Below are 21248 nucleotides of genomic sequence, written 5' to 3' on the forward strand. Positions count from 1 at the left end.
AGAGGCAATGACCATGTTGCGACTTGAGATGCGTGACAACATCGACAAGATCGTCAGGGAGATGCGTGGGCTCAGCAAGTCGAAGGTGCCAATAGCAGCTGCCAAAGCGCTGACCTTCACCGCCGAACGCGTCCAGGTAGCTGAAAAGGTCGAGCTTGAGCGAGTGTTCGATAGGCCCACACGGTGGACGCTCAACTCGGTCTTCAAGCGCAGTGCCACGGCCAGCCGCCTGTTTGCCCGTGTGTGGATCAAGGACGAAGCCAGCTCAGGCGTGCCCGCGTCCAAGTACCTGCCGGTCCACATTGACGGTGGCAACCGACCACACAAGCGATTTGAGAAAGCGCTGATCCACTACGGCTTGATGCCAGCGGACATGTACGCCGTCCCTGGTCGGCGCGCTATGATGGATGGCAATGGCAACATCAGTCGCGGCCAGATCGTACAGATCCTGTCCACACTCGGAGCAGCTGAGCGGGTGTCGGGCTTCATGGCCAACCGCACTCAGCGTAGCCGACGCCGCAACCGCAACGCACCGGACTATTTCGTGGGTCGACCTGGCAACGGCACTGGCCCTTTGGGTATCTGGCAGCGGATCGGCAACGGGGCACGGCCCATTCTGATCTTCGTCAAGCGTCCGACGTATCGGCGGCGCTTTGACTTCTACGGGTTAGCCAATCGCGTCGTCGAGGCCGAGTTCGAGCCGCTGTTCCGACGTGCCCTTGTACGGGAGATGGAGCGAGGCTGACCTCTTGTCCGGATCGTGAATTTTTTCTAAAAACCATTTATTTTCAATGATTTGTCGTAGGTTTTGCTTAACAGGTCGACCTGCGACCCAAAATCAATGGGTCCTTCCAGTCAGCGGGGCAATCGGGGTAATTCGAACCCCGACTTTTTTGCAGATTCAACCCGACGTAGGGGGTTCCGCTTCCTAGTCCCGACCTTGGAGATGAGCATGCCTACACAGCGTGAAATTGCTGATCACCTGGACATGAGCGAGCGAAACGCCCGCGACGTGCTGAAGGGAATCGGCATAAGCGATTGGCAGACAGCCTGCCTAGATGAAATCCGGATTGCTTACATCCGCGACTTGCGCGCAAAAGCCGCTGGGCGCGGAGGCAGCCAGTTGGAAGAACTTAACGCTGTGCGGATCGATGAAGGCCGAGTCAAGGCCGCTAACGGTCGCCTGCTGTATCACGAAAAACTGCGTTCATTGATTCCGGCTGGCGAGGCTGATCGGGTGCTTATCGACTGGGCCAGTTTCGCAAACCGGGAATACCTGGGCGGCCTTGAACGCATCATTCAGGAAATCGAGAGCGTGCAAAAAGTCACGGTTGATCGATCAGTGGTGGCCAAAATTGCTGGACCTACAACCGAGCGAATTGCAGGTTACGCGCGAAAACTTGGCGCGAAGCTTGTTGGCAGCGGCGGGGGAATTCAACCCGCCGCGTGACATCCCGACCGCGCACTACCTGAGCACCGAGTTTTACCTGCCCGCTGAAAGCGGCGTGCTGCACGGCCTGTACGATTTCCACTACACGCCTTACTTCCTCGGCGTTGCCGCTGCCCTGGATGATCCCCGGGTGAGTGAGGTCGACCTGATGAAGGCGGCGCAGATCGGCTGGACGTGGTTCTTGATCGGCTACCTGTTCAAGTTCATCCATCACCTGCCGCGCCCGATCATGATCCTGTTTGCCAAGGAAAAAGACGGCAAAAACTTCCACGATGAAAAGCTCAAGTTCGGCGTGACGGCGAACACTGAGGTGGCCAAATTGATGCCGGTCGATGTGAGCCGCACCTCGGGGAACCGTTGGGACCATAAGACCTTCCCGGGCGGGTTCCTCAAACTGGTAGCGTCGAACTCACCCGGCAACGTTAAGTCCACGTCGTCGGTGGGCTTATCGGTGGTGGAAGAACCGGACGATACCAGCGATGACGTAAAGGGGCAGGGTGATGCGATCGCCCTGCTGGAGGAGCGCGGCAAGCGCTACCCCGGCTCTAAAATGCTGGTGGGCGGTACGCCGGCGATTAAGGGTGCAAGCAAGACCGAAGCGCGCCTGGCCCAGACCGATTGCCGGGTGTTGCCGATTGTTTGCCATGACTGTGGCAGCGCTCATGTCTTGGATTTTGAGCACATCAAATGGTTTGAGCAGGACGAACAGTCCCATTTCGAGGCATTAGATAAACGTGATGACGATTGGCTTCGAGACAATAGCGATCTGGTCAAGGATTTAAAGCGTCTTGGGAAGGGGGCCGTAAAGCTTGCTCAAATACTTGATCAACCGCATGAAATCTATGGCCGAGCGCTCCCGGATACAGCCTATTACGCCTGCCCGCACTGTGGCAGTTGCTGGGACGACTACCAGCGCAAAGAGAACATCCGCAACACGGTGTTCAATGCGATTGATGCCGGCGACCCCTATTGCGGCTGGGTGCCCACCAAGCCCTTTGCCGGTCGTGCTGGATTCATTGAGCTGAACGAACTGTACGCGTGCCTCCCCGGTACCAGCCTGGCCGACATAGTGCGAGAGAAACTCAACGCCGAACACCAGGCGTCGATTGGCAACCTGTCGTTGCTGATCAAGTTCGTCAACCAGAAACAGGGCCGTGCCTACGAGTACAAATCCGACCTGCCTGAGGCCGATAAACTGGCTGAGCGGGCAGAGGACTACCCGGAGATGTTTGTGCCCATGGGGGGCCTGGTGATCACCGCCGGAGTCGACGTGCAGCACGATCGCCTGGCGGTGGTGATGCGGGCCTGGGGCCGAGGCGAGGAATCCTGGCTGATCTACTGGGGCGAGATTTACGGCGAGGTGGTACTGCCCGACCAGGGCGTCTGGCTTGATCTGGAAAAGTTGCTGTTTGCGCCGATTTCACACGCCTGCGGCGCCAAGCTGAGAGTGCTGGCTACTTCGCTGGATACCTCGGACGGCACCATCACCCAGGACGCGGCGTATGCGTTTTGCCGTAAGCATCAGCGCAATGGTGTGATGGCGATCAAGGGCGCGAGCGAGCGTGGTAACACACGCGACGATGAGCGCCGGGAGATCTTTAGCGCCCCTCGGCAGGGTGTCGATACGGACAAAGAGCAAAAGGCCTCGAAGTACGGCCTTCGCCCTTATATCGTCGGCACGTCACGAGCCAAGGATCTGTGGATTGAGGGGCGTTTGCCGTTGACCGGTGATGGCCCTGGTCGGATGCACTTTTACAAAACGGTGCGTCCGGATTATTTCCGCCAAATCACCGCCGAAGTGAAGGCGCCCAGCCGGCGACACCACTACCGCAAGGTCTGGCAGAAAAAGGCCGGCCAGCCGAACGAAGGTACCGACTGTGAAACGTATGCATTGCACGCGGCCCGCTCCCTGAAAACGCACTTGATGCGGGAGCAAGATTGGGCAGGGCTTGATGCACAGATCCGTCAGGGGGCGTTGTTTGACCCACCCGAGCCCGATCAAGCCGAGACGGGTCCCGATCCCGAAACGGACGGGGCTAGTCCGGAACCAACAACACCAGTCGAACCACTCAATCTCCCGCCCTCTGGCGGGAGAGTTGTTTCTGGGCGCCGTAGTGCAATGCGCGTGCTCTCCCAACGCAGGAATTAATTCATGGCTATCACCCTGGAACAAGCGCAGGGCCAGCTGCAAGCCTGGCTCGATGCGAGCATGAAGGTCAGCCAAAAGCAGAGCTACCGCATCGGCACCCGGCAGTTGGAATACGCCGACCTTGCCGAAATCACCAAGACGATCGACTACTGGCAGCAGCAAGTTGATCGCCTTGAAAGCGGTCGCCCTCGGGGGATCGTCCTGCGTGGGATTACGCCGCGATGAGCCGCGCGCCGAAAGTGCCAGAGCCGACGCTGCTGGATAAGGCCATCACCTGGCTCAGCCCCGAACGCGGCGCCAAGCGCATGCACGCCCGATTGACCATGACTGCCTTGGGCGGTTACAGCGGCGCGTCGAAGGCCAAGCGTTCGCTGAGCGCCTGGACCCCGACAGCAGGCAGTGCGGCGGCAGATCTGCTACCCGATTTCCCCACGCTTCGCGAACGCTGCCGAGATCTAGAACGCAACAACCCCATCGGCGGCGGTGCGATCAATACGGTGACGACGAAGACGGTCGGCACCGGCCTGGCGCTTAAGTCGGTGGTCAATCGCTCGATTCTGGGCTGGAACGAAGACCAGGCCAGGGAGTGGCAACGCAAAACGGAATCGCTGTTCAAGTCCTGGGCAGAAACCACCAGCTGCGACATCACTCGCGAGCAGAATTTTTATGGTCTGCAGGATCTGACATGGCGGTCGGTGCTGAGCAGCGGTGACGTCTTTACGTTGCTCACGCACAAAGAACAACCGGGTCAGCACTACTCGGCGTGCATCCAACTGATTGAGGCCGACCGGGTTTGTAACCCTAGCAACAAGGCCGATACGGAAGCCCTCACCGCCGGCATTGAACGTGACGCTGATGGGGCGCCGATCAAGGCTCACATTCTGCGCAGCCACCCTGGGGCGTTGGGCGTCAAAGAGCGCGTCTGGGATGACCGTCCGTTCTTCAACGAGCGCGGCGGTCGGGTGCTGCTGCATGTGTACCGGCGTCGTCGGGTGGGCCAGCCACGCGGTGTGCCGTACTTGGCACCGGTGATTGAAAAACTTAAGCAGTTGGACCGTTACACCGATGCTGAACTGGAAGCGGCTGTGGTGTCTGCGTTCTTCGCCGTGTTCATCAAGCCGGGGCAGGGCGGCAATCTGAGCCCTTTGGCATCGGCCGTTACCGGCAACACCCCGGTGGGTGGCGATAAACCTGCCGGGCGGGATCAGGGCGGTTGGGATGGCTCACTCAGTGGCGGCATTGTCGCCGAGCTGGATGACGGTGCGTCGATCGATACCGCATCACCCGGTCGCCCGAACATGGCGTTCGATCCGTTCGTGCTCGCCATGCTTCGGCAGATCGGAATGGCCCTGGAGCTGCCCTATGAGGTGCTGATCAAGCACTTCACCGCCAGTTACACCGCCGCGCGTGCTGCGGTGATGGAGGCTTGGCAATTCGTTCGCGGTTGCCGTGACTTTCTGGGCCAGCATTTCTGCCAGCCCGTGTACGAGCATTGGCTTGAAGAGGCCGTGGCGCAGGGAGACATCGAGGCTCCCGGTTTTTTCGACCACCCGTTGTTGCGCTATGCGTACAGCGGGTCGCTATGGGTGGGTGATGGTCCTGGCACCGTTGATCCGCTCAAAGACATCAATGCTGCCGAAAAGCGCGTTGATATTGGTGTCAGCACGCTCGCCAAGGAATCCATGCTCTACGACGGCAGCGACTGGGAAGAGAACCACGAACAGCGTGCGCTTGAAGTGAAGCGCCGGCGCGATGACGGCTTATCCGTCTCACCAACGGCTCGCCCCGAGGAAGAGCCTGCGGCCAATCCTGATCTTCCTGAACGGACCTAATTATGATCGACAACCCAACCGATGCACCTCCCGTGCACCGGGTGACGGCGTTCGACCTGGTATCACGCGAGCCCTGGGCCATCACCCCGGACATGCTGCAGACCATTACCGCCATCGCCCGCCGGGAGCATGAAGGCCCGGAAGCCTTGGAGGCCAGGCAGGGCAAACCCTTGCAGAACAGCCGCGCGGTGACCCAACGCGGCAATGTGGCATTGCTGCCCGTCACCGGCCCGGTGTTTCGCTACGCCAACTTGTTTACGGCGCTGTCCGGTGCGACGTCGCTGGATGTGCTGGCCAAGGAGTTCACCACCGCCGTCGACGATCCGCGCACCGACACCATCATTCTGGTGATGGATACCCCCGGTGGTATTGCCAGTGGCATCGCTGAATTCGGCCAGATGATTCGGGCCTCGCCCAAGCGGGTGGTGGCCTACGTGTCCGGTAACGCGGCCAGCGCTGGCTATTGGATAGCTGCAGCAGCCCATGAAATCGTCATGAGCCGCACCGGCGCTGTGGGCTCCATCGGCACGGTGCTGACGGTGCGCAAAAGCGACGACGACGGCAGTTTTGAGATCGTCAGCAGCCAGAGCCCGAAAAAGCGCCCTGACTTCAGCACTGAATCAGGACGTGCTGTGGCCCAGGCCCATGTCGACCGGCTGACTGACATCTTTGTCGAAGACGTCGCCAATTACCGTGGCCTCAGTGTTGAAACCGTTTTGGCCGACTTCGGCCAGGGCGATATGCGTATTGGCTCCGATGCCGTGGCATTGGGCATGGCCGACCGTGAATCCACCCTTGAACAACTCATCGCTGAGTTCAACAGCAGTTCTTCTGGAGAAAGACCTATGTCTACTACCACCAACAGTAACGCACCCGCTCCAACTGCAAACAAACCCGTGATCAACCGCGAATACCTGGCCGCGAATCATGCCGAGCTGCTCGCCAGCCTGGAACATGACGCACACGCCGCTGGTGTCGCTGCCGGTGCCCGCGCTGAGTGCGAACGCATCCAGGCGGTGGAAGCCGCCGCGCTGCCCGGGCACGAAGAGTTGATCGCCACGCTCAAGTTCGACGGCAAAACCAGCGGTGCCGAAGCGGCGGCGCAGGTAATCGGCGCCGAAAAAACCAAACGCGCCGGTGCTCTGGCCGATATTCGTACCCAGGCGCCTGCGCCAGTGCCCAACGTGCTGACGCCACCGGCAGCCCCTGAGGCTGTGAAGGAGGATCCCGAGGCGCCGCTGGAGGAACGCGCCAAGGCTACCTGGGACGGCGACAAGGAGCTGCGAGCCGAGTTTGGCACCTTCGAGGCCTATCACGGCTACCGCAAGGCCACCGAGCGGGGCCTGGTCAAGGTCCTGAAAAAGTAAGTACCAGGTAACCCCTTTCCACCCATGGCTCTGGAGAATCCTATGCCTCTTACACTCGACACTCCCCGCGCTTATGAGATCGGGGACATCAACGATTTATCGGTTGCAGCCGGCGTGCAGATTTTCGAAGGTTCGGCGGTCGGCATTGTCGCGGCCAACGGCCTTGCGCGGCCTCTCGCAGCAGGCGATCTGTTCGTGGGCTTCGCCGATCGCGGTGTCGACAATCGAATCGGTGCCGCTGCAGCAGCACGCGTGCGTCTTCGCGAAGCTGGCAAAGTTGAACTGCCCGTCACTGCGCTGGCGATCACCGACATCGGTAAGCCGGTGTATGCCAGCGACAGCGGCACGTTTCTGCTCACCGCCGCTGGAAACAGCCTGGTCGGGCATGTTCACCGTTTCGTGCGCACCGGCGTTGGCATCGTCAAGTTTACCGCCCAGCCCGTTCCCGTAGCAGCCTGACGCTTCGCTCAACCCGTTTTAAGACTTTTCTCTGACCGTATCCTTTCTTAGGAGAATCAGCCATGGGTGCTGAAGTACTTTCCAGTCGTGCCATCATCGGCATGTTTTACGAACTGCTCGAACAGAATGTGGGGTCGAACTGGATCGACGCCGTGTCCAACCTGTTCGACTCCGACCAGGCCAAAGAAACCTATCCGTGGATCGGTATGGTGCCGACCCTGCGTGAATGGATTGGTGGTCGCCACGCCAAGGGCTTTATCAGCGCGGATCTCGAAATTGAAAACCTGCATTTTGAGGCCACCCTCGAAGTGCTGGTCACCGAGCTGCGCCGCGATAAAACCGGGCAGTTGCGTATACGGCTGGGCGAGCTGGCCGACCGCACTAACGCGCATTGGGCGCGACTGCTGTCGGTGCTGCTGCTCAACGGTGAAAGCCAGACCTGCTATGACGGCCAGTACTTCTTCGATACCGACCACGAAGAAGGCCAGAGCGGCGTGCAGTCCAACAAGATCACCACCGACATTTCCGAACTGCCAGCGACACTTCACGGGACGCCCAGTCGGCCGAGCGTTGAGGAGTTTCAGCAGGCGGTTGCCCGATCGGTCACCCAGTTGACCAGCTTCAAGGATGACCAGGGCGAACCCATCAACGAACTGGCACGCGAGTTTCTGGTGATGGTGCCGTTCAACCTGCTGAGCGTTGCGCAGACGGCGCTTAGCGTGCCGCGCGGTACCAACATCAGCGAGATCGTCATGCCGGACAACGTGGTTGTCCGCGTGGTGGGCAACGTGCGTCTCAACGCCTGGCAGGACAAATTCGTGACCTTCCGCACTGACGGTCGTTTGAAAGCGTTCATCCGCCAACAGGAAACCGACGTGGCCATGAAAGCCAAGGCCGAAGGCTCGGAGTACGAGTTCGACAACGATGCCCATCAATACGGCGTCGATACCTGGCGCAACGTGGGTTTTGGGCGCTGGCAGTACGCCGTTCTCAACCAACTGGTGGCGTAACCCATCCGGCCTGACACCTCACTGAGGGTATTGATATGCCGAAATACCGCGTGGAACAGACGATCACCCTTTATGGGGGTGAGCTGATCCTGAATGCGGCCCAGGCCAGCGCGCGTGCGCACAACTTGGAGCCGGTTGAAAACAAGAAGGGTCGCTACACCATTGTGTCGCCCGTTCAGTTCAAAGCCGGGGAGGTGATTGTGATTCCCGGCGAGCCGGACAAGGCGTTGGGGCAGCGGTTGTCGAAACTGGACAAGGTCGCAGGAGAGCGTAATGCCGAATAAATCCTACACGGTGCTATCCGGCTCCTTTCGCGGGCCAGATGACAAACTGACCGGGGCAGGGGGCGTGATCGAGTTGCCTGATGACGTGGCCCAGCGCTTTCGCCACCAGTTGGAAGTGCTGATGGTCGAGCCACCACCGGCACCTTCCGCTGCGGCTGAGGGCGGACGCAAGCCCGTCAAGGTAAGCCCTGATGCTTGACGAAGATCTCAGGGGCTTCCTTGAAGACTTCGACGTCGGCGGGATGGTTGATGGTCAGCTGTTTCTGGCTGCGCGGGATATGCCGGACGAAATCCACAGCATGGGCGGCACCAACAGCCAGTCGACCGGCTACGAGATCCTGGTCATCACCGCCGAGGCCGAGCGCCTCGGAATCGACAACCCCAAACTGATCACCGTCGCCGGCGTGAATTTTCGCGTTCGTGACCGCCGGATGATCGATGACGGCGCCTTTAGCCTGGCCTCCCTCACCAAGGTTTAACCCTAATGTCCTCGATTTAAGAACGCATCGTCGCAAAGGCGCAGGCGCTGATTCTGGCCGCCGGTACGTTGGCGGCAGACCGGGTGTATCGCAGTCGTACTGAGGCGATCAGACGGAATATGACGCCGGCGATCGTGCTGCGCCCTGATCTTGAAACGTGTGAGCGCGAAAGCGCTGCAGTGGATCGCAATCAGTTCGAGCTGACGGTGGAAATCATCGCCCGGGAGGACACCGACACAGGCGCCGCATGGGATCAGTTGGCTGACGTGGTCAAGGTTGCCGTGCATGCCGTATTGATGGCGGAGGACGCCTTTGAGGAAGCGGATCGGGTGCAACGCTTTTACATCGACTGGATTGAGGACGAAGGCGATAACACCGCCGGCAACTGCATGGTGCGTTACCGCTTCACCTACCTATGCAACACCGGCGACCTGACGGCCGGACCTACCTTTTACTGAGGAACACATTATGCAAATCGCATTCGGCAGCGGGTTGTTTTACGCCACTCCGCTGATGGACGCTTATGGCAATGCCATTTCCGCGCCGACTCCCATCCTGCTGGGCATCATGCAAGAAGCATCGGTGGACCTGTCGTTTGATTCTAAAGAATTGTTCGGCAGCGAGCAGTTTGCGGTTGACGCGGCGCGGGGCCAGGGCAAGCTGACGGGCAAGGCCAAGTCCGCCCAGATAAGCCTGCTGCAGTGGAATCAACTGGTGTTTGGGCAGACCTTGATCACCGGCCAGGTGCTAGTCCATCACGCGACGGTACCCACGGTGATCCCAGCAGGGGCCACGATAAGCGTGTCGCCCCCAGCGGGCGGGACGCTCTCAGGAGATCTTGGGGTACGGGGCGCCGGTGCGATCCCTTACGTACGAGTACTGAGCGCGCCGACAGCGGGGCAGTACACCTTTGATGCCGCCACGGGGGAATATGCATTTGCCGCTGCAGACGTGGCCAAGTCAGTTTTCGTTGATTACCGCTACACCGTTACGACGGGTAAAAGTCTGTCGGTGAAAAACCTGCCCATGGGCGATATGCCGGTGTTCCAGGGCGAGTTGGTCCTGAAATACAAGGGCAAGACCGTGTATGTGCGCGTCCCTAATTTCGTCAGCAACAAGCTAGGGATCGCCACCAAACAGGACGACTACACCATCCCGGACTTTGAATTCACCGGCTACGCGGATGAGTTCGGCGAGGTGTGCTACTGGAGTGCCAACGAATGACCGTCGTGAATGTTCCCGGTGTTTCGTTTCCTTTCCCAGGGAAAACGCTCGTCATCCCACCTCTGGCTCTGGGGGATCTGGAGCAACTACTGGAGCGGATCAACGCGGTGATGGCCGGCAACATGGACCGGGACAGCATCGCGACGGTGATTGATGCCACCCATGCGGCATTGCGCCGGAACTACCCTGACATTGAGCGTGCTGAGGTGGCAGCGCTGCTGGACCTTCGCAACATGCGTGACGCACTGGATGCGGTCATGAGCGCTTCGGGTCTGGAAGTTATGGAGCCGGCATCGGGGGAAGGCCAGGCCCCTTCGACTGGGGCCAACTCTACGCTCACCTGATCGCGTGCACGGGGCAGAGTCCGGTCACGTTACGACGGGACTGGGACATGGTCATGGTCGGCCATATGACCGACTACTGGCGTAGTCACCCACCCGTGCACATTCTTGTTGCTGGATACATGGGCTACAAGCCAACCCAGGAAGTTACAGATGCGCCTGACCTGGCCTGCAACCTAGAAGCAATAGCTGCAGAACTACGGAATGATTTGCCCGATCACCTGCGCAGTGCACTGGACGCGCTCATTGTTCCTGGGTGAGTAGACGGCGTTTCGACTTGCAGGTAATTTCCTCCGTAGGACTAAGGAGGGATCAAAATGCGTTTTATTTTTCTATGTGGTTTTTTGATAATTTCGTCACCTGCGTTTTCAGCAGATGAGTGTGTAGCTCTTAGCGATGATAAAAAAAGGCTTGCTTGTTACGATATGAAGTATAAGCCTATCGATAAGACCGAAAGAGTAGGTAAATGGATTGTGAGCAGCGAGGTTTCGAAAGTTGACGATAGTCAGGCCGTGTATCTGCAAGTTGTATCAAATGAAAGTATTGAAAAACGCTCTGGCGGTTCTGACACTGCAACGCTGACGCTTCGATGTCAAGAACGTGAAACTTCACTTTTGATCAATTTGGCGGGGGAGTTTTTAGCGGATATTAGTGGCTACGGTGATGTAACTTACCGCATTGATAACCAGAAGGCAGAGACAAGAGCGTTTACGGCATCTACCAATAACCAATCCCTAGGTCTGTGGTCGGGTAAGAAGGCTATACCCATGATCAAATCTCTGTTGGATCATGACGTTATGTTGGTGAGGGCAACCCCCTATAATCAGTCGCCTGAGACTGTAACATTTCCTATCACTGGACTTAAGGGGGTGATTGAACCTTTGCGAAATGCCTGTGGTTGGTGAATTTTTAAGTGTGTAAAAAAGCCCCGTATTTACGGGGCTTTTTATTGCGTGTTATTTGGTGAGGTTGGTATGGATAGGAACATTGCTTACCAGTTTACGGCTGGCACTCAGGGTTTCGACCGTGCAGTTGAGAGTATTGAGCGCAATATGCGTGACGCGCGGACGACCTTCAGTCGTGAACTGCGGGCAATCAATACCGAGATGGTTGGTAGTCAAACCCGTCTCGCTCGTTTTGGTCCGGCGGTGAATGAGGCGTTCTCCGGCGTCAGCACCATCATGCGTTCTGGCATCGGTGGTGTAGCGGCTGGCATTGCGGGTGTGTTTGGTCTGGGTGCTTTCAAGCTGGGTCAAATCGTCAGCGATAGCAAGGACGCGGCGATCCAACAAGAGTCGGCTTATCGTGGCCTGGAAGCGGTGGCCAATCACGCCGGTGTCGGTATTGGCCGAGCCATGGATGAGGCCAACAAGCTCGCCTCTGACGGCTTGCTCAGCGTCGGTGACGCGGCCAAAGCACTACAAAACCTGCTCAGCCGTGGCTACAACGTTGACCAGGCGGTGGCGGTGATCAACCGCCTGAAAGATGCAGCAGCGTTTAACCGGCAAGCCAATCTCAGTATGTCGGAAGCGGTGGTAGGGGCAACTGAAGGCCTGAAAAATCAAAACTCGCAGTTGGTTGATAACGCCGGCGTGACCAAAAACGTCGCAAAAATGTGGGAGGAGTACGCCAAAAGCATCGGCACCAGTCGTGACAAGTTGTCCGACTCGCAACAGATCACCGCCGAATACAACGGCATCATGAAAGAGACCGAGGCCCAGGTCGGCAACGCCGCCAAGGCGGCCGATGGATTGACCGGCAGCCAGGCCGAGCTCGACTCCAAAAGCAACCAGCTGCAGGTCACCATCGGTACCATTCTTGAGCCTGTCTTCATCAGCCTGAACAAGCGGCTGTCGGAGACTGCCAGTTGGTTCAATAACCTTCTGAAAAGCATGACGGGTGTTGGTGTGACCGTTGATGAGGTCGCTGCCAATGTCGCCCGCTATGAACAAGCGCTGGCGAATTTTACGGCAGGTCCACGTGCTGGAGGCAGTAAGGCACCGCTTGAAGCCACACTGGCCGAGGAGCGCCTGCTGCTGGAAAACATGCAGTTGGTGTCCAACAAGCTAGAAGAAGTGGACGCGGGTATGCGCTCCCGTTCCGCTCGCATCGAAGAGCAGCGGCGCAAAGTGGCTGAGATGGCCGCGACCGGCAATACAGCCCTGACCAAGGCACCACAACAGGGCAGGACAAGTCCGACCGCTTACGGCGTTGAAGTCGCCAAGTTGACCAAGCTGGAGCAGGCATACGCTGCAGCTGTCGAGCATCGGAAAAAAGTGGTTGAGTCCACAACTCCCCCTAAAAAAGAGGATGACCCGGTAAGTGCGCCGGCGAATACCAAATCACGGGTCAGTGAGTGGGCAGAAGCATTGGACGCGCAGAAGGTCGCTCACGCCCAGCAGCAGGCCGAGCAGGGCACGTTTCTGCAGTTCTCCGAACAGCAGGAAATGCAATATTGGCAGGGCATTCTCAAGCGCACGGATTTGAGCGCGGCCGAACGCTTGAGTGTTCAGCGCAATTACCTGGCGTCATTGAATGCGTTGCGCCGGCAGGACGAAGGCCAGGCCTTTGCCGATCTGCAGGCCCAGGCACAGCAGTACCGCAACAACATGGACGCGCGCTTGCAGATCGCTCAGCAGACATTAGAGCGCAGCCGGCAACTCTACGGCCAGGATAGTCAGGAATACCGCAAAGCTGCGGCTGAGGTGGTTGCTGTCGAGCGCGAAAAGCAGCAGCAAATCACCAACATGAAACAGCAACAGCTGGCCGCTGATCAGCAGGCGCGGCTTACCGATGTTGCCCATGCCGAACAGATGGCCCAGCTGGATCTGCAGGCCAACCTGATCACCCAAGGCCAACTGCTGCAGGCCCAAGCCGAGTTCGAAAAGCAACGGTATGCGATCGAAGCTCAGGCATTGGCCGAGCGTAAAGCACTGCTGGAGCAGGATCCTGACCGTAACCCGGTCGCCCTGCAGCAGGTCCAGCAGCAGATCCTGGCGCTGGAGCAAACCCACCGCAACAGCATGGCGTTGATCGGCAGGCAGCAAACCTTCGAGTCGCAAAGCAACTGGACGGGTATGGTCGACAGTTTGCGTACCAGTTGGTCGAGCGGGTTGAGCGGGATCTTGAGCGGCACCATGAGTACCCAGGGCCTACTGCGAGGGATCTTCACCAGCATCGGGACGGCATTCGTTGAAAACATGGTCACGAAGCCATTGATGGCCTGGATCTTCGGAGAGACGGCTAAAACCGGTGCGACGGTAGTCGGAGTTGGCGTTCGAACGGCAGCAGAGGCGGGCGGTGCAGCTATGTCCGTGGCGATCTGGGGGGCGGCGACGATCAAGAACATCATCGCCAGCGCCTGGCAAGCCATGGCTGGTGCTTTCGCAGCCATGTCCGCCATTCCAATCATTGGTCCGATCCTCGGTGCGGCGGCTGCAGTGGCTGCCGGCGCATTCGTATTTGGCCTGGTGAAAAACGTCGCATCGGCCGAGGGCGGCTATGACATCCCCGCTGGTACCAATCCCATGACGCAACTCCACGAGCAGGAAATGGTGCTGCCCAAGCAATACGCCAATGTCATTCGCCAGGCAGCCAATGGGGAAGGGCAGTTGGGAGGCGCTGGCAACAGCTATCACTACCACGACAACAGCGGGCGAATGTCACCTGCTGATATTCGGCGTGGTGCCCGAGTGCTGGCCGAGGAAATGCAGAAAATGCGGCGCAACGGCGCCATCAAAACTTAGGGGGCGAGATGTCGTTAGGACCTTTTTGGCCGGCGCGCTGGATCGCCAATTACCCCGATATGGGCGCGGCGGTTGAAGGTGTGCTGCCGCGTCTGCCCGGGCAAACCCTGCTTTCAAAAAAGGCGCCTGAGTGGAGCACCGGTGTGCAGAAAGCTGCCAGTGGTCGACGCCGGACAACGGCGTACTACCCCGCGCCGCTGTGGTCTTTCCAACTGAGCTACAACGCCGTGCGCAAGCGCCCAGGTTTAGATGAGTGGTCGAGACTGATTGAGTTCTTTAATCAGCGCAAAGGGCAATTTGGCGAGTTCCTGTTCTTTGACCGTAGCGATCACCTGGTAACGCTTCAGCGCTTCGGCACCGGGGACGGCACCACGCGAACATTTCAGCTTTCCCGAGAGATCGGTCACTGGGTGGAGCCGGTGTATGGCGTCGTCAATGTGGATGCTGTGACCGTCGGAGGCGTTTCCATTTCTGCCTACAGCGTGGATGAGTTGGGGCTTATCACCTTTGCGGTGGCGCCTCCCATTAACGCTGCGTTGGTGTGGAGCGGGGCGTTCTACTTCCGCTGTGCTTTCGAGGCCGATTCGCTCGACGGGGCTCAGCCCTATCGCACGATCTGGGAGCTCAAAAACATCGCGTTTACGAGTATCAAACCATGATCGATGCCACATCTGAATTGAAAGCCTTTCTGGCCACGGCGCGCAGTTTCGTCATGGCGGATCTGTACACGATTGCCCTGGCCAGCGGCCAGGTGCTGCGTTACACCGATGCGGGTATGCAGATCTTCTATGCGGGTCAGAACTACTCGGCCAGCGGTCCTCTGATCAAGCGCACCGGTGTCCGGGCGGTGCGTGGGATTGAGGTCGACACGTTGAACGTGACCTTTACTGCCGGCATGGACGACACCTTATTCGGCGAGCCCTTGTTGCCATTCATTGCCGGTGGCGGTTTTGACGGGGCCACCTTGAACCTTGTCCGAGCGTTTATGGCGGACTGGCGGTCGCCCGTGGTGGGCACGGTCACACGTTTTATCGGGCGTGTCGCCGAGGTGGATCCTGCCGACCGCGAGCAGGCGACGGTGACAGTGAAGTCGCCGATCGAGCTGCTGGATACCAAGGTGCCCCGGGGTGTCTATCAGCCCTCGTGCCTGCGCACGGTATACAGCGCCGATTGCGGGGTGAACCGTGCCCTGTTTGAAACCGTGGGTCTGGTCCAGGACGGCAGCACGGCTCTACGTGTGAACTCCAATGTGCCGGCCACTCAGGGCTGGTTCGATCAAGGCGTGATTCGTTTTGTGAGCGGTGCCAATGCAGGTGTGACAAGAACCGTGCGCCGATTCACGGCAGATGGCGCCGTGACGATGATCCTGGGACTGCCAGGTGTGCCAGTGGCGGGTGATCAATTTTTGATTTACCCGGGTTGTCCACGGACGCTGGATGCTTGCACCAACAAATTTGGCAACCGAGCGCGGTACCGGGGTATGCCCTTCATTCCCGTCGCGGAGACCTCCGTATGAGCGCGTTCGAAGTACTGCAGCGAGATGCTGTGGTCGCGCAGGCCGAGCGTTGGTTGTGCACGCCCTATCAGCACCGGCAGCACCTGCTCGGCGTTGGTATCGATTGCGCTTGGTTGCTGATTGAGGTGTATCACGCCGCCGGATTGATTCCCTCGATCGATCCCGGGGCGTATGCCCAGGACTGGCACCTGCATCGCAGTGAGGAGCGTTATCTGAGCTGGCTGGAGTTGTATGGCCGGCAGGTCGATACGCCACAGCGTGGTGATGTCGCGGTCTGGAAATTCGGCCGTACCTTCAGCCACGGCGCGGTGGTGGTCGATGAGCACCGCATCATTCACGCCTATCGAGATATCGGCGTCGAGTTTGCGGATATGCGCGAAGAGCGGCTTTCCAGCCACACCGTGCGTTATTACACACTTAACCGATATGGAGTCAGCGATGGGGGGCAGCAGTAGTACCATTTCCAACAGTGCGACACGTATCAACGCGTTGCAGGTCCAGAGCAGTGCCAGTGGCAAGCCGATCGCCTGGATCGCCGGCCGTAATCGCATCAGCCCTAATCTCATTTACTACAGCGACTTTGAAGCGGTCGCAAAAACCACGACGAAAAAATCGGGGGGTAAAGGCGGTGGGGGGGCTACTCAGAAGGACACGACCTACACCTACTATGCGGCCATCATTTTGGCTGTCGGGCGAGGGCCGCTGGGGGCGATACACCGAGTTTTTCGCGACAAGGAAGTGTTTTCCTCACTGGCGCAGATTGGTTTGAACTACGCCAATGGTACCCATGACCAGGCCGTGTGGGGCTTTCTTCAGACTCGCCACCCAGCTGAAGCGATCGCCTACGCCGACACGGCCTACGTGTTTTCCAGCAGGTACCTGCTCAACGATAACGCAGGCGTACAGAATCATACTTTTGAGGTGGACGGTCGTTATCAAGTGCCGGGCCTGCCGGATGCCAACCCGGGCGATTTCCTGCCTGGGCTTTTGCTCGATCCTTTGGACGGAATCGGTTTTACCCCGGCATGGGTCGCGGATATGTCGAACTACCGCAACTATTGCTTGGCGGAAAACTTACTCTTGAGTCCAGTGCTCGACGAGCAGGCGCCAGCGAATGAGGCCATCGCGCGCTGGTTGCAGCTGACCAACAGCGAGCTGGTATGGTCTGCCGGTCAACTCAAGGTGATCCCCTACGGCGACCAGGCTGTCACCGGCAACGGTGTGACGTGGTTTCCGAACATCACGCCAGTGGCGGATCTGACCGATGACGATTTTCTCTCAGAGGAGGGTGGGCCTCCGGTCTCACTCAAGATCAAGAGCCAGGCCGACAGCTACAACGAGGTGTCGCTGGAGATCCTTGATCGCGATCACGAGTACAACACGGACGTGGTCCGTGCGCCTGACCAGGCTGCCATTGAGCAGTTTGGCTCCAAACCAATGGACACCATCAAAGCGTACGAGATCTGCAATATCGCCATCGGCGCCCATGCGGCGCAGTTGTTGGTGCAGCGCAAGCTGTACGTGCGCAACGAATATGAATTCTCCCTCGGCTGGCAGCATGTGCTCCTAGAGCCCATGGACCTGGTGACGATCACTGATCCTGGCTTGAACCTGCATCAGCGCCTGGTCCGGTTGATTTCGGTTGAGGAGGACGAAATGGGTAAGTTGGCGATCGTGGCCGAGGATGCGTTGCTGGGCGTCGGCAGCGCGTCCAATTATCCCGTACAGAGCAAGAGCGGTTATCAAGGCAATCAAAACGTCGCGTCAGGCCCCGTCCTTCCGCCCATCATGTTCAACCCACCCGAAAGCTTGCTGCCCGCCGGCACTTTGCAAATATGGGGAGGTGTTGCCGGCATGGGTGAAGCCTGGGGCGGCTGTGAGATCTGGATCAGCGCTGATGGTGACAGCTATCGGTTAGCGGAGACGATTTACGGAAGGGCGCGCATGGGGCAGTTGACCGCAGCGCTCGCATCCGGAAGCGACCCCGATACGGTTAACACCTTATCCATTCAGTTGGCAGCGGCGACCGAGTTGGCAGCCGCCACTACCGCTGAGGCAGATAGTGGCGCCACGCTGTGTTGGGTGGCTGGTGAATTGCTGAGTTACCGTGACGCGGTGCTCACCGGAGTCGGAGGGTATGAGCTGAGCTATCTGAGACGCGGGCGTCTGAGCACGGCCATCTCCAGTCACTCGATCGGTTCACCGTTTGTGCGGTTGGATGATGCGGTCTGGAAATACAGCTACACATCCGACCAGGTCGGCAAGACTGTCTGGGTCAAGTTCCGCTCATTTAACGTGTTCGGCCGAGCGCTTGAGGATCTGGCGGATGTCACGGCCTACAGCGTCACGTTATCACCCGCCCGGGTAGCGCCTGATACTGCGCAAAACCTCGCTCTGGTCGGTGCCTTCGAGGCGCCATACTTCACCGTGAGCTGGGTGGCCGGAGCTCGTGCCGAGGATCGCTTGGTACGTGTTCGTCACGCGGGCAGCAATGCTCTCCTGCGAGAGGTGGCTACCACCAGTACGGCATTCACCTACCAACGTGAAGATGCGTTGGTGGATGGTGCGCTCATTCGCAGCTATCGGGTAGAAATCATCGAGCGAAACGCTGCAGGCCAGGCACCAATGGTGTCGCTGTTGGTCACCAATACGGCGCCTGTGCCCGTTACGGGAACCACCGTCACGGTCACTGGAACCACCACAGCGGATGTCAGTTGCGCAGCCAGTGTTGAGCCAGACGCGGCCGGCTATGTGTTTGTGTATTCGACAGAGGAGGACTTTGATCCGGCAACTGCAGGAACGATCGGCTATCAAGGCGTATCACGCACCGGGCAGATCACGGGGCTGACGCCAGACACCACGTATTACCTCTGCGCTGCAGCGTACGACACCTGGAGCAGTGTGCGCAGTCAACTCAACTTCGCTCCGGCGATCACCTTCATCACCTGACAGAGACTCATCATGCAACCTATTCAATTCTTTGCCGCAAGGGCTGAGGACGGCGTATTGCTGCCTGGAGCCACCGTTCACGTCTACAGCAGTGGTACCTCAATCCTTACGGCGTTGTTTAGCGACGCAGAGGCGACTGTCCCACTTGCCAATCCGACTCATGCGGATGCGAGCGCACGGGTGTTTTTTTATGCAAAAGAACGAAGGATTGACGTATCGATTGGTTACGGAGGGTATGTTGCGCCTTTGCTGAAGGACATCGTAACGACTGATCCCGAGGACATTTTAAATGTGGTGGTTGAGGCTGCAGATCGGGCTGAAATTGCGAGTAGTCAAGCTCAGCTATCTGCAGGAATCTTTGCGACTACGGCGCTCGGTTTAGCAGGTACGGTGTCGGGGAAATACTTCAGTGTGCCAACCGCCGATAACAATGAATATTTGATTCTGTACCAGAACAGTTCCGGGGTTGCGATTGAGGTCAAGCGCTACCCAAGCGCAGCGGCCGTGAGTGGTGTGACATCCCGGGTGGCAAGTATCGAGCCTCCGGTTAAGTCACTCAGTATCCAAGTCGGCAAAAACCTTTACAACAACGCCACGCAGGTTGCAGGTGGATCCTTTAATACGACAACTGGGGGAGATACGGCGCCGGGTGGGTCTTGGTATCGTAGCGAGTACATTCCAGTGGCAGCTGGCGCAACGTATAAGTTCTCTCTTGCTGCTGTCCCTGCAGCAGCGAATATGGCTTATGCCTTTTATACCGCCGCTAAAGCGTTTATTTCTGGCGCTGGAGGTGCCAACAGTGTGAGTGCTCCGGCTGGAGCTGCATACCTGCGGGTAAGCTTTAACTGGGCAGGTCCCATCACGGCAATAGTCGCTGCAGATGCGCTTCCTGGTCAGTACGTTCCATACCGGCTGGAGATGAACGGTAATAGCAGCGAGGCGGGGCTGTACATTGGTAAAGACCTGTTATCGAAAACGCTTGTTGAAACGGGTTCTGCCATAGTCGCCGGGTTGTCACCTCAACTGGATTATGTGACTGAGCGACATGCCTCTTTTATCGACACACCCTCTAATTTGTTTGATTACAGAGCACGGATAATCGGTAAAAATATTAGTTCGACAAATGGCTTGGAGGTCAACGTCGAAGGCTGGTGGGCGACGGGTTTTATTCCCGTTGCTAATGACGGTGCGACTTACCGATCAACAACAAAGTCATCAACCATCAACGTCATGCCCCAGCCGCAGTTCAGTACGCAAGGTGTGACAGGTGCATGGTATGACGCCGACAAGCGTTTCTTGGCCGGAATAGTGAACTTGAACAGCCTGACCGCGCCTGCAGATGCCGCTTATATACGTATTTCCTCCAACAGTGCTTCACCGGAGAAGATCATGTTTACCAAGGGCGCCGACTTGCCTATCAGGTATGAGCCCTATCATTCTTCGTTATCGCTAACACGTGTGACCAATATACTCCCACCGTTCTGGGGGAAGAAATGGTGCGCATTAGGGGACTCGTTCACTCAGCTGAATTTGTACGCGGCGAAGTTGTGTGAGGTTACCGGGCTGCAGCAAACTAAAAATCTGGGAGTCAGCGGCCAGCTGTTACGTACGATGGCGGATAACTTGGCGACCGGTGATTTGGACGGAATTGATGTGGTGACCACCTGGGGCGGTACGAATGACTACGGCCACGGCAACTGTCCCCTGGGCACTCTGGCCGATCCGAAGGAAACGATCTCCATTCACGGGAACGTACGGTATTTGATCGATAAGATCCTGACCATCAAGCCTACGGTACAGCTTTTTTTCTTCACGCCGACCAACCGCGGTCAATTTGGCTCTGAACCAGTGCCGCCGGCATTGAACAGTTATGGCTTGAGCATCCAAAGTATTGGCAAGGCCATGATAGATGTATGCCGGGAAATGGGTGTGCCGTGTTTAGACATAGGTGGCCAGTGCTGTATCAATAGTTATAACTTATCCATCTACACGACAGACAATCTTCATCCCAATCAGCTTGGGGCTGACATTCTTGGCAACTTGATGGGAAGGTTTATTAATAGTCGCTGATAGAGTTTATATCGTATATCGTAATGCGTAATTTTTTAAGGGGGAGTGATGTTTGATGGGCGTAATTTTGACGTCTTGCTAAATAGGTCACATTGATTGGTGTTAAATATTAAATAAATACTGCCTTCCATGGCGGCGAAGCGCATAGGGCTTATGAGCGGGTTCTCTTTTTGAGACGATACTTTTCCCATCTCGACCTGGATTCAATTCTTCCAGAATCACCGAAGACGGTATAGCGGGTTGCCCTGTAAAAAGCCGTAGTTCTAGAAAATCCAAAACTTCTCACCTTTCGATACGCCCACAACCAACCTTGTTTGTTCGTTTTTTTTTCGGAGTTAGCATTCATACAGCTGCCCTTATTGCTGAAGCTAA

At 57.8% G+C, this 21248-nt stretch carries 22 protein-coding genes; all 22 read left to right on the top strand.

From position 1 onward, the window contains the following. Positions 1-13: 13 nt before the first annotated feature. The 22 genes from BBG20_RS01835 (at position 14) to BBG20_RS01930 (ending at position 20876) form a co-directional block, all read left to right on the top strand. A complete protein-coding gene (locus BBG20_RS01835) occupies positions 14-745 on the top strand; it encodes a hypothetical protein (RefSeq protein WP_065899921.1) in 732 nt (243 codons plus the stop codon). Between the two features lie 207 nt (positions 746-952). Next, positions 953-1450: a hypothetical protein gene (locus BBG20_RS32890; protein ID WP_065899717.1), complete on the top strand. Its 498-nt coding sequence runs from the start codon at positions 953-955 to the stop codon at positions 1448-1450. Continuing rightward, positions 1356-3599, top strand: coding sequence for a phage terminase large subunit family protein (locus tag BBG20_RS01845; protein WP_158267398.1), 2244 nt, complete (start codon positions 1356-1358; stop codon positions 3597-3599). The genes BBG20_RS32890 and BBG20_RS01845 overlap by 95 nt, the downstream gene beginning before the upstream one ends. 3 nt (positions 3600-3602) lie before the next feature. Beyond that, complete coding sequence (locus BBG20_RS01850) at positions 3603-3824, top strand: DUF6148 family protein (RefSeq protein ID WP_065899722.1); 222 nt, start codon at positions 3603-3605, stop codon at positions 3822-3824. Further along, positions 3821-5431 (top strand): phage portal protein, encoded by a 1611-nt coding sequence (locus BBG20_RS01855; RefSeq protein ID WP_065899723.1) that lies wholly within the window; start codon positions 3821-3823, stop codon positions 5429-5431. The genes BBG20_RS01850 and BBG20_RS01855 overlap by 4 nt, the downstream gene beginning before the upstream one ends. A 2-nt stretch (positions 5432-5433) precedes the next feature. After that, a complete protein-coding gene (locus BBG20_RS01860) occupies positions 5434-6798 on the top strand; it encodes a S49 family peptidase (protein ID WP_065899724.1) in 1365 nt (454 codons plus the stop codon). A gap of 42 nt (positions 6799-6840) precedes the next feature. Then, positions 6841-7257 (top strand): hypothetical protein, encoded by a 417-nt coding sequence (locus BBG20_RS01865; protein ID WP_065899726.1) that lies wholly within the window; start codon positions 6841-6843, stop codon positions 7255-7257. A gap of 62 nt (positions 7258-7319) precedes the next feature. Continuing rightward, positions 7320-8267 carry a Mu-like prophage major head subunit gpT family protein gene (locus tag BBG20_RS01870; protein ID WP_065899728.1) on the top strand — a complete coding sequence of 316 codons (948 nt, stop codon included), beginning with the start codon at positions 7320-7322 and terminating at the stop codon, positions 8265-8267. Positions 8268-8302: 35 nt separating this feature from the next. Beyond that, positions 8303-8551 (top strand): hypothetical protein, encoded by a 249-nt coding sequence (locus BBG20_RS01875; protein WP_065899730.1) that lies wholly within the window; start codon positions 8303-8305, stop codon positions 8549-8551. After that, positions 8541-8750, top strand: coding sequence for a hypothetical protein (locus BBG20_RS01880; RefSeq protein ID WP_065899732.1), 210 nt, complete (start codon positions 8541-8543; stop codon positions 8748-8750). Before BBG20_RS01875 ends, BBG20_RS01880 begins: the two co-directional genes overlap by 11 nt. Further along, entirely contained in the window at positions 8743-9030 is a 288-nt protein-coding gene (locus tag BBG20_RS01885; RefSeq protein ID WP_065899734.1) for a hypothetical protein, read from the top strand. Before BBG20_RS01880 ends, BBG20_RS01885 begins: the two co-directional genes overlap by 8 nt. Before the next feature lie 119 nt (positions 9031-9149). After that, complete coding sequence (locus tag BBG20_RS01890; RefSeq protein ID WP_065899736.1) at positions 9150-9488, top strand: hypothetical protein; 339 nt, start codon at positions 9150-9152, stop codon at positions 9486-9488. Positions 9489-9498: 10 nt separating this feature from the next. Further along, positions 9499-10254, top strand: a complete 756-nt coding sequence (locus BBG20_RS01895; RefSeq protein ID WP_083221315.1) for a hypothetical protein — start codon at positions 9499-9501, stop codon at positions 10252-10254. Further along, a complete protein-coding gene (locus BBG20_RS01900) occupies positions 10251-10598 on the top strand; it encodes a hypothetical protein (RefSeq protein ID WP_065899740.1) in 348 nt (115 codons plus the stop codon). The genes BBG20_RS01895 and BBG20_RS01900 overlap by 4 nt, the downstream gene beginning before the upstream one ends. Before the next feature lie 65 nt (positions 10599-10663). Next, the gene (locus BBG20_RS32255) at positions 10664-10855 is read left to right on the top strand and encodes a hypothetical protein (protein WP_141697256.1); all 192 of its coding nucleotides are present in this window, start codon (positions 10664-10666) and stop codon (positions 10853-10855) included. A 57-nt stretch (positions 10856-10912) separates the two neighbouring features. After that, complete coding sequence (locus BBG20_RS31560) at positions 10913-11500, top strand: type VI secretion system-associated protein TagO (protein ID WP_083221316.1); 588 nt, start codon at positions 10913-10915, stop codon at positions 11498-11500. 69 nt (positions 11501-11569) lie between these two features. Next, on the top strand, positions 11570-14341 hold the full coding sequence (locus tag BBG20_RS01905; protein WP_141697257.1) for a coiled-coil domain-containing protein: 2772 nt from the start codon (positions 11570-11572) through the stop codon (positions 14339-14341). Between the two features lie 8 nt (positions 14342-14349). Beyond that, positions 14350-15000: a DUF2460 domain-containing protein gene (locus BBG20_RS01910; protein ID WP_083221317.1), complete on the top strand. Its 651-nt coding sequence runs from the start codon at positions 14350-14352 to the stop codon at positions 14998-15000. Further along, complete coding sequence (locus BBG20_RS01915; protein ID WP_065899746.1) at positions 14997-15857, top strand: DUF2163 domain-containing protein; 861 nt, start codon at positions 14997-14999, stop codon at positions 15855-15857. The genes BBG20_RS01910 and BBG20_RS01915 overlap by 4 nt, the downstream gene beginning before the upstream one ends. Continuing rightward, entirely contained in the window at positions 15854-16312 is a 459-nt protein-coding gene (locus tag BBG20_RS32260; protein WP_065899748.1) for an NlpC/P60 family protein, read from the top strand. Before BBG20_RS01915 ends, BBG20_RS32260 begins: the two co-directional genes overlap by 4 nt. Beyond that, complete coding sequence (locus BBG20_RS01925) at positions 16296-18806, top strand: phage tail protein (protein WP_065899752.1); 2511 nt, start codon at positions 16296-16298, stop codon at positions 18804-18806. The genes BBG20_RS32260 and BBG20_RS01925 overlap by 17 nt, the downstream gene beginning before the upstream one ends. Positions 18807-18818: 12 nt before the next feature. Beyond that, positions 18819-20876, top strand: coding sequence for an SGNH/GDSL hydrolase family protein (locus tag BBG20_RS01930; protein ID WP_065899754.1), 2058 nt, complete (start codon positions 18819-18821; stop codon positions 20874-20876). Positions 20877-21248: the final 372 nt, after the last annotated feature.

It is taken from the genome of Pseudomonas aylmerensis (assembly GCF_001702265.1).
In the GTDB taxonomy this organism is placed as follows: domain Bacteria; phylum Pseudomonadota; class Gammaproteobacteria; order Pseudomonadales; family Pseudomonadaceae; genus Aquipseudomonas; species Aquipseudomonas aylmerensis.

Excerpts from the sequence above, each read along its gene's own strand:
- BBG20_RS01905 (WP_141697257.1), top strand. The coding sequence starts at position 11,570 with ATGGATAGGAACATTGCTTACCAGTTTACGGCTGGCACTCAGGGTTTC.
- BBG20_RS01875 (WP_065899730.1), top strand. The coding sequence starts at position 8,303 with ATGCCGAAATACCGCGTGGAACAGACGATCACCCTTTATGGGGGTGAG.
- BBG20_RS01865 (WP_065899726.1), top strand. The coding sequence starts at position 6,841 with ATGCCTCTTACACTCGACACTCCCCGCGCTTATGAGATCGGGGACATC.
- BBG20_RS01880 (WP_065899732.1), top strand. The coding sequence starts at position 8,541 with ATGCCGAATAAATCCTACACGGTGCTATCCGGCTCCTTTCGCGGGCCA.
- BBG20_RS01900 (WP_065899740.1), top strand. The coding sequence starts at position 10,251 with ATGACCGTCGTGAATGTTCCCGGTGTTTCGTTTCCTTTCCCAGGGAAA.
- BBG20_RS01885 (WP_065899734.1), top strand. The coding sequence starts at position 8,743 with ATGCTTGACGAAGATCTCAGGGGCTTCCTTGAAGACTTCGACGTCGGC.
- BBG20_RS31560 (WP_083221316.1), top strand. The coding sequence starts at position 10,913 with ATGCGTTTTATTTTTCTATGTGGTTTTTTGATAATTTCGTCACCTGCG.
- BBG20_RS01870 (WP_065899728.1), top strand. The coding sequence starts at position 7,320 with ATGGGTGCTGAAGTACTTTCCAGTCGTGCCATCATCGGCATGTTTTAC.
- BBG20_RS01890 (WP_065899736.1), top strand. The coding sequence starts at position 9,150 with ATGACGCCGGCGATCGTGCTGCGCCCTGATCTTGAAACGTGTGAGCGC.
- BBG20_RS32255 (WP_141697256.1), top strand. The coding sequence starts at position 10,664 with ATGACCGACTACTGGCGTAGTCACCCACCCGTGCACATTCTTGTTGCT.
- BBG20_RS01930 (WP_065899754.1), top strand. The coding sequence starts at position 18,819 with ATGCAACCTATTCAATTCTTTGCCGCAAGGGCTGAGGACGGCGTATTG.
- BBG20_RS01855 (WP_065899723.1), top strand. The coding sequence starts at position 3,821 with ATGAGCCGCGCGCCGAAAGTGCCAGAGCCGACGCTGCTGGATAAGGCC.
- BBG20_RS01835 (WP_065899921.1), top strand. The coding sequence starts at position 14 with ATGTTGCGACTTGAGATGCGTGACAACATCGACAAGATCGTCAGGGAG.
- BBG20_RS01915 (WP_065899746.1), top strand. The coding sequence starts at position 14,997 with ATGATCGATGCCACATCTGAATTGAAAGCCTTTCTGGCCACGGCGCGC.
- BBG20_RS01895 (WP_083221315.1), top strand. The coding sequence starts at position 9,499 with ATGCAAATCGCATTCGGCAGCGGGTTGTTTTACGCCACTCCGCTGATG.
- BBG20_RS01925 (WP_065899752.1), top strand. The coding sequence starts at position 16,296 with ATGGGGGGCAGCAGTAGTACCATTTCCAACAGTGCGACACGTATCAAC.
- BBG20_RS01860 (WP_065899724.1), top strand. The coding sequence starts at position 5,434 with ATGATCGACAACCCAACCGATGCACCTCCCGTGCACCGGGTGACGGCG.
- BBG20_RS01910 (WP_083221317.1), top strand. The coding sequence starts at position 14,350 with ATGTCGTTAGGACCTTTTTGGCCGGCGCGCTGGATCGCCAATTACCCC.
- BBG20_RS32890 (WP_065899717.1), top strand. The coding sequence starts at position 953 with ATGCCTACACAGCGTGAAATTGCTGATCACCTGGACATGAGCGAGCGA.
- BBG20_RS32260 (WP_065899748.1), top strand. The coding sequence starts at position 15,854 with ATGAGCGCGTTCGAAGTACTGCAGCGAGATGCTGTGGTCGCGCAGGCC.
- BBG20_RS01850 (WP_065899722.1), top strand. The coding sequence starts at position 3,603 with ATGGCTATCACCCTGGAACAAGCGCAGGGCCAGCTGCAAGCCTGGCTC.